The sequence below is a fragment of the Phenylobacterium sp. genome, assembly GCF_020253645.1.
GTDB lineage: Bacteria > Pseudomonadota > Alphaproteobacteria > Caulobacterales > Caulobacteraceae > Phenylobacterium.
Map to the genome: position 1 here is coordinate 1 of NZ_JADCBG010000114.1, position 12,685 is coordinate 12,685.

The 12,685-nt window shown below is 67.7% G+C and carries 12 protein-coding genes; 6 read left to right on the top strand and 6 right to left on the bottom strand.

Translation table 11 applies throughout. From position 1 onward, the window contains the following. The first annotated feature begins 76 nt into the window (after positions 1 to 76). The 3 genes from INE98_RS08240 (at position 77) to INE98_RS08250 (ending at position 2,752) form a co-directional block, all read left to right on the top strand. Positions 77 to 550: a hypothetical protein gene (locus INE98_RS08240; protein ID WP_293538099.1), complete on the top strand. Its 474-nt coding sequence runs from the start codon at positions 77 to 79 to the stop codon at positions 548 to 550. A gap of 74 nt (positions 551 to 624) precedes the next feature. Further along, a complete protein-coding gene (locus INE98_RS08245) occupies positions 625 to 1,734 on the top strand; it encodes an S-(hydroxymethyl)glutathione dehydrogenase/class III alcohol dehydrogenase (protein WP_293538101.1) in 1,110 nt (369 codons plus the stop codon). Further along, positions 1,697 to 2,752, top strand: a complete 1,056-nt coding sequence (locus tag INE98_RS08250) for a nitronate monooxygenase (RefSeq protein WP_293538103.1) — start codon at positions 1,697 to 1,699, stop codon at positions 2,750 to 2,752. Before INE98_RS08245 ends, INE98_RS08250 begins: the two co-directional genes overlap by 38 nt. 19 nt (positions 2,753 to 2,771) lie before the next feature. Here the strand turns inward: INE98_RS08250 and INE98_RS08255 are convergent, their stop codons facing one another. Then, entirely contained in the window at positions 2,772 to 3,161 is a 390-nt protein-coding gene (locus tag INE98_RS08255; protein WP_293538105.1) for a hypothetical protein, read from the bottom strand. Positions 3,162 to 3,271: 110 nt separating this feature from the next. On the opposite strand from INE98_RS08255, the gene INE98_RS08260 reads away from it, so the two are divergent. After that, positions 3,272 to 4,255 carry a YafY family protein gene (locus INE98_RS08260; RefSeq protein WP_293538106.1) on the top strand — a complete coding sequence of 328 codons (984 nt, stop codon included), beginning with the start codon at positions 3,272 to 3,274 and terminating at the stop codon, positions 4,253 to 4,255. Between the two features lie 10 nt (positions 4,256 to 4,265). On the opposite strand, the gene INE98_RS08265 is transcribed toward INE98_RS08260, so the two are convergent. From INE98_RS08265 to INE98_RS08285, 5 genes are all read right to left on the bottom strand, one after another. Beyond that, positions 4,266 to 6,536: a molybdopterin cofactor-binding domain-containing protein gene (locus tag INE98_RS08265; protein ID WP_293538108.1), complete on the bottom strand. Its 2,271-nt coding sequence runs from the start codon at positions 6,534 to 6,536 to the stop codon at positions 4,266 to 4,268. Further along, entirely contained in the window at positions 6,533 to 7,024 is a 492-nt protein-coding gene (locus tag INE98_RS08270) for a (2Fe-2S)-binding protein (protein WP_293538109.1), read from the bottom strand. Before INE98_RS08270 ends, INE98_RS08265 begins: the two co-directional genes overlap by 4 nt. 82 nt (positions 7,025 to 7,106) lie before the next feature. Next, on the bottom strand, positions 7,107 to 8,141 hold the full coding sequence (locus INE98_RS08275; protein WP_293538111.1) for a serine hydrolase: 1,035 nt from the start codon (positions 8,139 to 8,141) through the stop codon (positions 7,107 to 7,109). Further along, a complete protein-coding gene (locus INE98_RS08280) occupies positions 8,138 to 9,073 on the bottom strand; it encodes an aldo/keto reductase (protein WP_293538113.1) in 936 nt (311 codons plus the stop codon). The genes INE98_RS08275 and INE98_RS08280 overlap by 4 nt, the downstream gene beginning before the upstream one ends. 130 nt (positions 9,074 to 9,203) lie before the next feature. Next, positions 9,204 to 9,362 (bottom strand): hypothetical protein, encoded by a 159-nt coding sequence (locus INE98_RS08285; protein WP_293513372.1) that lies wholly within the window; start codon positions 9,360 to 9,362, stop codon positions 9,204 to 9,206. Between the two features lie 249 nt (positions 9,363 to 9,611). On the opposite strand from INE98_RS08285, the gene INE98_RS08290 reads away from it, so the two are divergent. Both INE98_RS08290 and INE98_RS08295 read left to right on the top strand, forming a co-directional pair. Further along, a complete protein-coding gene (locus INE98_RS08290; RefSeq protein WP_293538115.1) occupies positions 9,612 to 11,402 on the top strand; it encodes an FAD-dependent oxidoreductase in 1,791 nt (596 codons plus the stop codon). Then, the coding region (locus INE98_RS08295) for a 2-oxoacid:acceptor oxidoreductase family protein (protein ID WP_293538117.1) at positions 11,399 to 12,685 on the top strand (1,287 nt) is incomplete at its 3' end. The genes INE98_RS08290 and INE98_RS08295, both read left to right, overlap by 4 nt.

Genomic DNA, 12,685 nt, shown 5'->3' on the forward strand with positions numbered 1-12,685 from the left:
CTGATCCCCGGTTTAGGCTTTGACACCTTATGACGGACGCCTTCACAGTCCAGCGACGGCAGAAGAGTGAATCCAGATGAGCGATGTCGCACGTATTCACACCCCGGACGTTCCACTCGGACGGTTGATTCGCATGCCCGGCGGCAAGAATGCCGGCAAGGCGATAGAGGATGCGGAGCGGGGGCTGGAGTCCATGCAGGCCTTGAGCATGGCCGAGTTGCAGAGGGTTCTCAAGGCGTCCGAAGACCTTTACGCCCGTGCGAATGGCCGCTTCGATCCTCTGATAGTCAATGCCTTCTACGATCTCATCAATGGCGCCATTGGCCTTCCGACCAAGGGGAAGGATAAAGCGATCGACACCATGCTGGTGAGCCTTGCAGACCTCCTCGACTACTATAGGACTGCTGGTGAATGGGGCGACAAGTCCGTGCAGGTGCATCTCAGCACCTTCCAGCTTCTGCTCCGGACTGAGGGCGACCGTGATCCGGAGGGCACCGCAGCCATTCTGTCCGGTCTCCAGAAGGTAAGCCGAAAGGCGGCCCGGGGCTGACCAGGCCCTGAACCGAGAATGGGACGCGCCTGTCGCCTGCTCCAGGATTCTGGAGCCTTTGCCGGAGGAGACCCATGAAGACCCGCGCCGCCGTCGCCTTCGAGGCCAAGCGCCCGCTTGAGATCGTCGAGGTCGACCTGGAAGGTCCCCGGGCGGGCGAGGTTCTGGTGGAGATCCGCGCGACCGGGGTCTGTCATACGGACGCCTACACCCTGGACGGGCTCGATTCGGAGGGAATCTTCCCGTCCATACTTGGCCATGAGGGCGCCGGAGTCGTGCTGGAAGTCGGGGCCGGGGTCACGAGCGTGAAGCCCGGCGACCACGTGATCCCGCTCTACACGCCCGAATGTCGCCAGTGCAAAAGCTGCCTGTCGCGCAAGACCAACCTCTGCACCGCCATCCGCGCCACCCAGGGCAAGGGGCTCATGCCGGATGGCACCAGCCGCTTCTCCTATCGGGGACAGGCCATCGCCCACTACATGGGATGCTCGACCTTCGCCAACCATACTGTCCTGCCCGAGATCGCCGTAGCGAAGATCCGGACCGACGCCCCCTTCGACAAGGCCTGCTACATCGGCTGCGGCGTGACGACCGGAGTGGGCGCCGTCGTCAACACCGCCGGTGTGGAGGCGGGCGCCAACGTCATTGTCTTCGGGCTGGGCGGCATCGGCCTCAACGTGATCCAGGGGGCCCGGCTGGTCGGCGCCGGAAGGATCATCGGGGTCGACATCAATCCCGCCCGCGAGGCCTGGGGCCGGCGCTTCGGCATGACCGACTTCGTCAATCCGCGGGAGGTGGACGGCGACCTGGTTCAATATCTCGTGGCCCTGACGGATGGCGGCGCCGACTACACCTTTGACTGCACCGGAAACACGGATGTGATGCGCCAGGCCCTGGAGGCCTGCCATCGCGGCTGGGGCGAGAGTATCATCATCGGCGTGGCCGAGGCCGGGCGCGAAATCTCGACCCGGCCCTTCCAGCTGGTCACGGGCCGGGTCTGGAAGGGAACCGCTTTCGGCGGGGCCCGGGGGCGAACTGACGTGCCGAGGATTGTAGACTGGTACATGGAGGGGAAAATCCAGATCGACCCCATGATCACCCACGTCCTGCCACTCGCGCGCATCAACGAGGCCTTCGACCTGATGCATGCTGGAGAAAGCATCCGCAGCGTCGTCGTCTTCTAGGCCGGCCCGCCGGCGCCACAATCACCTCAATCCAGCAAGGGGGAGCGCACCCCCGGGGGAAACGCACATGATCAAGACCCGCATCACCGACATGCTCGGCATCCGCTATCCCATCATCCAGGCCCCGATGGGGTGGATCGCCCGCTCGGCCCTGGCTTCGGCGGTATCCAACGCCGGCGGAATGGGGATTATCGAGACCTCCTCCGGCGACCTGCCGGCGGTGCGCGAGGAAGTCCAGAAGATGCGGGGGCTCACCGATAAGCCCTTCGGCGTCAACATCGCCCAGGCCTATGTCCGCGACCCCGACATCGTCTCCTTCGTCGTCGACCAGGGCGTGAAGTTCGTCACCACCTCCGCGGGCGATCCCAACCGCTATTGCGCGGCCCTGAAGGAGGCCGGCCTGACCGTTTTCCACGTGGTCCCGTCCCTGGCGGCGGCCATCAAGGCCATCGAGGCCGGGGTGGACGGACTGGTTGTCGAGGGCGGCGAGGGCGGTGGCTTCAAAAGCTCGCGGGAGGTCTCCACCATGGTCCTCCTGCCCCTCGTCTGCTCGAAGCTGGACGTCCCCATCGTGGCCGCGGGCGGGATCAGCGATGGCCGCAGCATGGCCGCGGCCTTCGCCCTCGGCGCCGAGGGTGTCCAGATGGGCACCCGCATGGTCTCCGCCGCCGAAAGCCCGGTGCACCAGAACTGGAAGTCCGCCATCGTCTCGGCCAGGGAGACGGACACGGTGTTCCTGAACCGCTTCGGCCCCGGACCCGCATGCCGCGCCCTGCGCACGGAGAAGACAACCCTCTTGGAGAAAGAGCCCGGCGAGAACGGGGTCGCCCCTGAGTTCCGCCGCTCGCAGGAGCTCTATTTCGGCGGCGACATGGAGGCCTCCATCGCCCTCTCCGGCCAGGTGGCCGGCCGGATTGAAACCGTGAAGCCGGTCGCCGAGATCATCTCCGAGATGGTCGCCGAGTTCGAGTCGATCATGGACGGTCTCTCTTCACGGTTCGCCAAGGCCCGGACCTGATCCGGGCTCGGGCTCCGGCTTAGGCCGCCAGGGCGGCGGGAGTATCCGACGAAGGGCTATAGCTTTCCTCGTCCCAAAGGGCGTCCCACTCGGCCCAGCGCGCGGAGGCTTCGCGAAGGCGGGCGTCATCCCTGACGAGGACAACCTCGCCCTGCGCCTCATCCCAGACGACAGTCAGGTCGCAAAGGCGCAGATCGGGCTCGTCCAGCCGGCCCTGCCGGACCAGATCCCGGGCCATGGCCTCAGAGAGTCGGAGGCGCAGGCGGCCGCCCGAAAGGCGCTCGGCACGATCGGCGTGGCGGATCACGGCCTCGATCATGGACGGGGTCGCCGGTCGCTGAGGCCGGCGTGCGTCAAAGCGGAAGGCGGCGTCGGGACGGGCGGGGCGGATCGACTGGACATTCTGCATCTTCGAGACCTTTCCTGAGGCTCACGCCTTGAGCTGAGATGAGATTGGACTGGTGCTGCGCCAGAAACGGTCGTAAGTTTTCCATCTGTTCTCATTTTCCGGGGTGGGCGATGCGACACGAAAAGGCGGCGCGGCTGCTGGAACTGGCGAGGCGGCTGGCAGCCTCCGCCGAGGGCCTGACCCTGGACGAGATGGCCTCGGCCATGCAGGTCTCCCGCCGGACGGTGGAGCGCATGCGCGACGCCGTCCGCGAGGCCTTCCCGCAGATGGAGGAGGTCGCCGACCCGCCGACCGTGCGCTTCCGGATTCCCGCCGGCCTCGATGGCATCTTCCAGGCCCCGACGGCCGAGGAGTTCGCGGCCCTGCGCGCCGCCGCAGATCAGTTCCGCCAGTCGGGGGCGACGGCCCGGGCAGGGGCCCTTGCGGCGCTTGAGACCAAGGTCCTGTCAGCGATCCGGGCGGGGGTCCGCCGTCGCCTTGCGCCGGATATGGAGGCCCTCCTGGAGGCCGAGACCATGGCGGTGCATCCCGGTCCCCGGCCCTTCGAGGACGAGGCGGTGCTGGGCGCCGTACGCGAGGCCATCGTCTCCCTGCAGAGGCTGAGGTTCCTCTACGACGGCGGCTCGACCCCTGGGCGCGAGCGGGAAGTGACGCCCTACGGCCTGCTCTTCGGGCGCTCCAACTACCTGGTGGCGGCGGAGGGCGCCGGGGGCGAGCCGCGGAACTGGCGGCTGGACAGGGTGCGCGACATCCGGGTGGTTCCCATCCCGGGCGCCCGGCCGGCGGACTTCTCGCTGGCCGCCTACGCCTCACGCAGTTTCGGCATCTACCAGGACGCGGTCGAGGACGTGGTCCTGCACATCCTGCCCCATGGCGCGGATGAGGCCATGGGCTGGCGGTTCCACGCCACCCAGACCCTGGAGCGGCAGGCGGATGGTTCGGTGATCGCGCGGTTCCGCGCCGCCGGCATGCGCGAGCTCGCCTGGCACCTCTTTACCTGGGGGGACAAGGTCCGGATTCTCGCCCCTGAACGCCTCAGGGCCCAGATGGAGGAGGAACTGGCGGTCGCCCTCAGGGCGCACGGGGCGCCCTGAGGACCAGGCCTCAGGCTGTCTTCAGGGCGGCAAGCACTGCGTCTGGCCGGATCGGAAGACGACGCACCCGGGCGCCGACCGCGTTGAAGATGGCGTTGCCGATCGCCGGGGCAACGACTGTCGTCGCCGGCTCGCCAAGGCCAACCGGCGCATGGTCGCTGTCCACGAAGTCGATGGTGAGGTCGGGGACGTCGCTCATCCTCAGGGGCGTGTAGTCCCCCAGGTTGGTCTCCTGGATGCGACCGTCCCTGAAGGTCGCTCCCTCGTGGAGGGCCAGGCTCAGGCCCCAGAGGGCGGCGCCCTCCATCTGGGCCCTGGCGCCGTCCGGATGGATGATGGCGCCGGCGTCCACGACCAGGTGAAGCTTCTCGACCTTGACTTCACCGGTCTGGCGATCGACGCGGACCCGGGCCGCACAGGCTGTCCAGGTCGGCATGTCCCGCTCCTGGCCGAAGGTGGTGGCGAGGCCGAGGCCTACGCCTGCAGGCAGACCGGCGCCCCAGCCCGCGGCCTTTGCGACCCGGGACAGGACCACCGCCTGCCGCTTGGCGCCCCCTACCGAGTTGGGCGCCGAACCCGCGTTGCGGCCCGCCCCGTCGAGCATCATCAGGCGGAAGGCGAGGGGGTCCCGCCCCATGGCGTGGGCGGCCTCGTCCATGGCGCTTTCCACCGCCCAGTTCGTCCATCCCGGACCGACCGAGCGCAGCCAGCCCGGGCGGAAGGCCCGGTTTGCGAGATCATTGGACAGGGCTCGCACCCGGTGCGCGCCAACGTTGTACCAGTGGTTGGCGCCGCTGATCGCGAAGGGATCAAAGGGTCGGTCGTTCGCACCCTTGGGCATGAAGAAGGGCGCCATGACCTCGGTAGGCCACCCCGCGGCTGCGGCGTGATCCATGGCCGTGACCTGGCCGCCCTCGCCGAAGGCCATCCGCACCCTCTGTAAAGATGGCGAGCGGAAGCTGTCGAACAGGGTGTCGTCCTCGCGGGTGAAGACCAGCTTGACCGGCTTGCCCAGGGCCTTGGCGGCGAGGGCCGCCGGCACGGCGTAGTCTCCGTTCAGTCTTCGGCCGAAGCCTCCACCCAGCAGGTAGGTCTTCATGACAATGCTGGTCTCGGGGCGTCCCAGCGCCTTGGCCAGTGTGGGCAGGATCAAGGACTGCCACTGGTTCCCCGTGTGGATCTCGAAGACCCCGTTGCGCTCGAAGGCGAGGGCGTTCAGCGGCTCCATCTGGAAATGCAGTGCGGCGTCCGTCGCATACTCCGCCTCGATTTTCGACCTGGCCGCGGCGAAGGCCGCCTCGACACCCGGGTCGTTGACCACCAGGGAGCCGGCGGCTTCATCGGCGATCAGGGCCCGCGCCCGGGCCTGGAGGTCTGCGTCGGAGACCTTTGCCGTCGGACCGTTCTCCCAGGTCACCTTCAGGGCCCGCACGGCGCGGTCCGCCGCCACGAAGCTCTCGCCAAGGGCCAGTACCCAGCCCGGGACCGTGCCGGAGGGATCGTCGAGGACCAGATGCCCGCGATAGCCGGGAACAGCCTTCGCCCCGGACTCGTCCACCGAGACGACCTTGGACTCGTTGCGCGTCGGTGGCAGCACCGGTCGGGCATAGACCATGCCTGCGATCTTCGCGTCGATCCCGAACACCGCCGAGCCGTTGGTCTTGGCGGGGATGTCCCGGGCCTGGAACTCGCCGCCGATCAGCCGGCGCTCGGCGGCGGGCTTGATGGGCAGGGCGGCCAGTTCCTTCTCGGTGAAGCCGGTGCGCAGGCCGCCCCTGGCGACGATGTCGCCGTAGCTGACCGATCGCTTGCCAGCGAGGACCGCTCCCTTCCGGGCGATGCAGGACGAGGCGGGGACGTCAAGCATCCTGGCCCCGGCCTCGATCAGTGCGATCCGCCCGGCTGCGCCCGCCTGACTCAGGAAGGGATAACTCTGCCAGACGGACCAGGACCCGCCAGTGACCATCAGGCCCCACTTGGGATCGGTATCGACATGAACGATGCGGACCTTGTCCCAGTCCGCCTCGAGCTCATCGGCGACGATGCGGGCGAGGGCGGTTCCGACGTGCTGGCCCATCTCGGCCCGGACGACGTTGACGGTCACGATCCCCTGGGCGTCGATGGCGTACCAGAGGCTCGGCTCGAAGGCCGCCGCCCCGGAATAGGGCCCGAGGGACACCGCAGCCTCGGCTGCGGCGGCGAAGCCGAAGGCCGCGCCTGCGGCGCCGGCGGCGATCAGGAACCTGCGGCGGCCAGGATTGGGGAGCAGGGGGCGGTTCATGAGCGCAACTCCGCCTTGCGCGCCGGCCCGCTGCGCGCGCCCTTGCGGGCCGCCAGTTTCACGGCCTTACGGATCCGGAGATAGGCCATGCACCGGCACAGGTTGCCGTCCATGGCCGCCTCGATCTCGGCGTCCGTCGGGTTGGGGTTGGCCGAGAGCAGGGCCGCAGCCTGCATGATCTGGCCCGACTGGCAGTAGCCGCACTGCGGGGCCTGAGCCTCAACCCAGGCCGCCTGAACCGGGTGGACCCCGCCGGCGCCCAGGCCCTCGATTGTGGTCACCTTCATGCCGTCGATGGCGCTCACCGGCGTCAGGCAGGAGCGGATGGCCTGGCCATCCACGTGCACCGTGCAGGCGCCGCACTGGCCGACACCGCACCCGAACTTGGTCCCGGTCAGGCCCAGTTCGTCGCGCAGGACCCACAGCAGAGGGGCGTCGTCGGGCCCCCGGTTCTGGACATTTCGTCCATTGACCTCGAACTTCGCCATGCTTGGACCTCCCGGCTTATGCTTCCCTAGCGTGAAGCTGCCCCCGCTCGGAGCCGCTGTCCAGAGGGCGCCGCACTTATGCTCAGGTCCGGAAGGCCGCCGCCATCTCGCCCATCCAGACCTTGAGCGCGTCCTTGAGGGCTGCGCCCGTCCGGCCATGCCGCACGATGATCAGGTCAAGGTCCGGGGCAAGGAGGGTGAACTGGCCTTCGTGTCCGTTGGCGGAGAAGGATCCCTCGCCGCCCAGGCCCAGCCACCAGTGGGCGCCGTAGGGATCATCCGTGACGCCGGCCTGCTGGAAGGTCTGGGTTCGGGCGTAGTCGACCCAGCCCTCCGGTAACAGGCGGCGGCCATTCCAGACCCCGTCCCGGAGATAGAGCAGTCCGAAGCGTGCGAAATCCTGGCCGCTGGCGAAGCAGAAGGAGGACCCGATGAAGGTTCCCGCCGGATCGAACTTCGGAACCGGGGTACGCATGCCGAGAGGTTTGAACAACCGCTCCCTCATGAAGGCGGCGAAGGCCTCACCCCGCAGTCCCGTCACGTCCGCCAGGATCCGGCAAATGATGTTGGTCGTACCCGACGAATAGCTGAAGAAGGTCCCCGGCGGGTGGTCCAGGGGCTGGCTGGCCGCATAGTGCGCCACGTCCGCCTTTCCCGACCCCCACATCATCTCGATGGTGTCCGAGGTCTTGTCGGGCTCGTAGACCTCCGAAAACCTCAGTCCGCTGGACATCCGCAGCAGCTGGTCCGTCGTGATGGCGCCCCTGGGGTCCCCGGGTGAGCGCCATTCCGGGACCGGTGCAGGCGCCATGATATCCAGGAGCCCGTCGCCCACCGCGATCCCTACAAGGGCGTGGGTGACGCTCTTGGCCATGGACCAGGACAGGCATGTCGCCTCCGGCCCATGGGCGGGACCATAGCGGTCGAGCACGAGGCGGCCGCCCTGGACCACCACGACGGCGTGGGTCTCCTCGAAGTCCGTGAAGCCGTGATCGATCAGCCGGGCCAGACGCTCGGCGTCCACTGACGGGGGGAGGGGGCCGCGGCTCCAGCTCAGGGTCGGCCAGTCGACGCCGGGCGGTTGGACCGGCAGGGGCGGGAGGATGGCGCTGTTCATGCGAGCAGGGCCCGGACCTCTTCCACCTCCTCCGGCTTGAGGATCCACTCCGCACACCTGGCGTTGGCCTGGACCTGCTCCGGGCTGGTCGCCCCGGCGATGACCGAGGTGACGGCGCGGTGCCCGAGCAGCCAGGCGAAGGCCAGGTCGAGGATTCGCCGCCCGCGCTGTTCCGCCCATTGCTCGAGGGCTTCGAGCCGGTCGAAATTCCGCTCGCTCAGGGCGGCGGCGCCGCGCTTGCCCCAGGCCGCAAGCCGTGTGCCCTGGCGCGGGGATTCCCCGCGCCGGTACTTGCCGGTCAGGAAGCCGCTGGCGAGCGGAAAATAGGGCAGGAGGCCCAGGCCGAAGCGCTCGCAGGCCGGCAGGACCTCGCTCTCCACGCCGCGCTCCAGCAGGCTGAAGTTGTTCTGGGCCGAGACGAAGCGCTCCAGGCCCTGGGTGCGTGAACTCCAGTCCGCGTCGGCGATCTGCCAGCCGGTGAAGTTGGAGTTGCCGATATAGAGCACTTTGCCGGCCCGGACGAGATCGTCGAGGGCGCGCAGGGTCTCCTCGATGGGCGTATCGGCATCCGGCACGTGCATCTGGTAGAGGTCGATGTGGTCGGTGTGCAGGCGCTTGAGGCTGTCCTCCACCGCCTTGACGATGTAGCGCCGGGCGCCGCCCCGAAGGTACTCGCCCTCGCCCATGGGGTTGGCGAACTTGGTGGCCAGGACCGCCTTGCCCCGCTTGCCCTTCAGCGCCTCACCCAGGAAGACCTCGGACTTGGAGGCGCCGTAGATATCGGCCGTGTCAAAGAAGTTGACCCCGCAGTCGAGGGCGGCGTCGACCACCATGCGCGTCTGGGCCTGGTCGATCCGCATGCCGAAGTTGTTGCAGCCGAGCCCGATTACGCTGACCTTGAGCCCGCTGTTCCCCAGCCTACGAAGTTGCATGGCGTCCTCCCGCACCGCTCTGATCCTCGAAACCTAGGTCAGGCGGATAAGGCGCGCCAGCGCTTACAGCATCCGCGCAACACCTGAGTCTTGGGGAGCGAAGGGGCATCGCCCCCTTCCTCTCCGCAGCTCAGAGGGCTCGGGCGAGCCTCAGGGCTTCCGCATTTTCAATCGCCGCCCGTCGCAGGTTGACGGCTTCGAAGTCGGCGCAGGACTCGATCTCCCGCTCGCCGAAGGCGGCGTCTTCATCTTCGGTCTCAAGGGGTGCGAACCAGGGACGATAGTTCATAACAATCTCCCAAGCGGATGGACGCCTAAAGTTAAGACGCGTTAATCTTTCGCTGCCAAGAGCCGGTCCTGGACTCTCACGCACTCTTGAACAGGCTTGGAATTTCCCCTCAGGGCGGCATGACATCTGGTCTTGCCCGCCGTCCGACCTTAAGAATGGACTCAGCGCCCAAAGAGAGGGCCGGCGCAGGCTTGTGTTCCTATGAAGGACCGGGCCGCGCCGCCCGGGCGACCTGGGAGGAAACGGGTCTTGCAACCAACGCGTACCGAGGGTCCCGACTACTATCACAAGGTGGTCGATTGCCAGTGGGCCTGTCCGGCCCATACGCCTGTACCGGAATACATCCGCCTGATCGCGGATGGCCGGTATGATGACGCCTACATGATCAACTGGAAGTCGAACGTCTTTCCCGGCGTGCTGGGGCGGACCTGCGACCGGCCCTGTGAGCCGGCCTGCCGTCGCGGCCGGGTCGAGGAGGAGCCGGTGGCCATCTGCCGGCTCAAGCGCGTGGCGGCCGACAACAAGCAGGACGTCGGGCCCCTGATGCCTCCGGTCGCGGTGAAGCGGAACGGCAAGCGGGTCGCCCTGGTGGGCGCCGGTCCGGCCTCCCTGACCGTGGCGCGCGACCTCGCGCCCCTCGGCTATGAACTCGTGCTCTTCGACGGCGAGCCTCGCTCCGGCGGCATGATCCGCAGCCAGATTCCCCGCTTCCGGCTGCCGGAGGAGGTCATCGACGAGGAGGTCGGCTACATCACACGCCTCGGCGGCGTGGAGCTTCGCCTTGGTCACCGGATCGAAAGTCTGAAGGGCCTTCTGGCTGAAGGTTTCGACGCCGTCTTCGTGGGCTCGGGCGCCCCGCGCGGCCGGGACCTCGACGTTCCCGGGCGCAAGGAAGCCGCCGCCAACATCCACATCGGCATTGACTGGCTGTCCAGCGTGTCCTTCGGGCACATCGAGAAGATCGGCCGCCGGGTCATCGTCCTCGGCGGCGGCAACACCGCCATGGACTGCTGCCGCACCTCGCGCCGCCTGGGCGGCGAGGAGGTCAAGGTCGTCGTCCGCTCGGGCTTCGAGGAGATGAAGGCCAGCCCCTGGGAAAAGGAAGACGCGATCCACGAGGACATCCCGATCCTCAACTTCCGCGTCCCCAAGGCCTTCACCCACGAGAACGGCCGCCTGACCGGCGTGACCTTCGAGATCGTCCGTGCTGAATACGACGACAAGGGCCGCCGCAACCTGGTCCCCTCGGGCGAGCCCGACGAGCATCACGAATGCGACGACGTCCTGGTCGCCGTGGGCCAGGAGAACGCCTTCCCCTGGATCGAGCGCGACATCGGCCTGGAGTTCGACCGCTGGGACATGCCGCAGGTCGACCCGGTCACCTTCGAGTCCACCCGCAAGGGTGTCTTCTTCGGCGGAGACGCCGCCTTTGGACCGAAGAACATCATCTGGGCTGTGGCGCATGGCCATGACGCTGCGGTTTCGATTCATCGCCACTGCATGGGCGAGGACGTCCATGACCGGCCGCCTCCGGGATTCTCCCTGGTCTCCCAGAAGATGGGCATCCACGAGTGGAGCTACGACAACGACATCTCGCTGGATCTCCGGCACCGCGTGCCCATGCTCGACAAGGCCGAGGCCCTGAAGAACGTACGGGTCGAGGTCGAGCTCGGCTTCGATTCCCGGCTTGGCTTCGCCGAGGCCCAGAGATGCCTGAACTGCGACGTCCAGACGGTCTTCACGGACAACCTCTGCATCGAGTGCGACGCCTGCGTCGACATCTGCCCCGTGGACTGCATCACCTTCACCGAGGACGGCGAGGAGGCCGACCTCCGGTCCCGCCTCAAGGCGCCGGCCCTCAACCTCGACCAGGACCTCCTGGTGTCGGGGGCCCTGGCCACCGGCCGGGTCATGGTGAAGGACGAGGACGTTTGCCTGCACTGCGGCCTCTGCGCCGAGCGGTGCCCGACCGGGGCCTGGGACATGCAGAGGTTCACCCTCGAGATGACCCACGCCGACCAGATGGGAGGCGCCGCATGACCGCCCCCCTCGCCGCGGTGAACGACTTCGTCGTCAAGTTCGCCAACGTCAACGGTTCCGGCTCGGCCAGCGCCAACTCCATGTTCGCCAAGGCTGTCCTGCGGATGGGCGTGCCGGTCGCCGTGCGCAACATCTTCCCGTCGAACATCCAGGGCCTGCCCACCTGGTTCGAGGTCCGCGTCACCGAGGCCGGCCACCTGGGCCGGCGCGGCGGCGTCGACATGATGGTGGCTATGAACCCGCAGACCTGGGACAGGGACGTCGCCGAGATCGAGCCGGGCGGTTACCTGTTCTACGACTCGACCAAGCCGATGCCGCCGTCGAAGTTCCGGCCTGACATCAATGTTATCGGCGTGCCGCTGACCGCTATTTGCAACGCCGCCTACACGGTCGCGCGCGAGCGCCAGCTGTTCAAGAACATCATCTATGTCGGCGCCCTCGCCGCCCTGCTGGGCATCGAGATCGAGGTCATCGAGCAGCTCCTCGCCGAGCAGTTCGAAGGACGCGAGCGCCTGATCAAGGCCAACTACGACGCCCTGCACATGGGCCGGGACTGGGTGAAGGACAATATGGGCCCCCTGGGGCTCCAGGTCCGCCGGGCCGACGCCGTCGGCGACCGGATCTTCATCGAGGGCAACCAGGCCGCCGGCCTCGGGGCCGTCTATGGCGGGGCCACGGTCTGCGCCTGGTATCCCATCACGCCCTCCACCTCGCTGGCGGAGGCCTTCACCAGCTACTGCCAGGACCTGCGCGTCGACCCGCAGACCGGCAAGGCCAACTTCGCCATCGTCCAGGCCGAGGACGAGATCGCCTCCATCGGCGTGGTCATCGGCGCCGGGTGGAACGGCGCCCGGGCCTTCACCTGCACCTCGGGACCCGGCGTCTCGCTCATGACCGAGTTCATCGGCCTGTCCTATTTCGCAGAGATTCCGGCTGTCATCTTCGACGTCCAGCGGGGTGGGCCTTCCACCGGCATGCCGACCCGGACCCAGCAGGCGGATCTGCTCGGGGCCGCCTACGCCAGCCACGGGGACACCAAGCATCCCATGCTGCTGCCCATGGATCCCGGCGAATGCTTCACCTTCGCGGCCCAGGCCTTCGACCTGGCGGACCGGCTGCAGACCACGGTTTTTGTCATGCTCGACCTCGACATGGGCATGAATGAATGGCTGACCGAGCCCTTCAAGTGGGACGACAGCCGCCGGATGGACCGCGGCAAGGTCATGACCCACGACGAGCTCGAGGCGGGCCGCGACTTCGGCCGCTATCTCGACGTGGACGGC

What these genes read in the sequence shown, in the direction of transcription:
- INE98_RS08250 (WP_293538103.1), top strand. Translation starts at nt 1,697, where the DNA reads ATGCTGGAGAAAGCATCCGCAGCGTCGTCGTCTTCTAGGCCGGCCCGC.
- INE98_RS08255 (WP_293538105.1), bottom strand. Translation starts at nt 3,161, where the DNA reads ATGCAGAATGTCCAGTCGATCCGCCCCGCCCGTCCCGACGCCGCCTTC.
- INE98_RS08265 (WP_293538108.1), bottom strand. Translation starts at nt 6,536, where the DNA reads ATGAACCGCCCCCTGCTCCCCAATCCTGGCCGCCGCAGGTTCCTGATC.
- INE98_RS08280 (WP_293538113.1), bottom strand. Translation starts at nt 9,073, where the DNA reads ATGCAACTTCGTAGGCTGGGGAACAGCGGGCTCAAGGTCAGCGTAATC.
- INE98_RS08275 (WP_293538111.1), bottom strand. Translation starts at nt 8,141, where the DNA reads ATGAACAGCGCCATCCTCCCGCCCCTGCCGGTCCAACCGCCCGGCGTC.
- INE98_RS08270 (WP_293538109.1), bottom strand. Translation starts at nt 7,024, where the DNA reads ATGGCGAAGTTCGAGGTCAATGGACGAAATGTCCAGAACCGGGGGCCC.
- INE98_RS08240 (WP_293538099.1), top strand. Translation starts at nt 77, where the DNA reads ATGAGCGATGTCGCACGTATTCACACCCCGGACGTTCCACTCGGACGG.
- INE98_RS08245 (WP_293538101.1), top strand. Translation starts at nt 625, where the DNA reads ATGAAGACCCGCGCCGCCGTCGCCTTCGAGGCCAAGCGCCCGCTTGAG.
- INE98_RS08260 (WP_293538106.1), top strand. Translation starts at nt 3,272, where the DNA reads ATGCGACACGAAAAGGCGGCGCGGCTGCTGGAACTGGCGAGGCGGCTG.
- INE98_RS08285 (WP_293513372.1), bottom strand. Translation starts at nt 9,362, where the DNA reads ATGAACTATCGTCCCTGGTTCGCACCCCTTGAGACCGAAGATGAAGAC.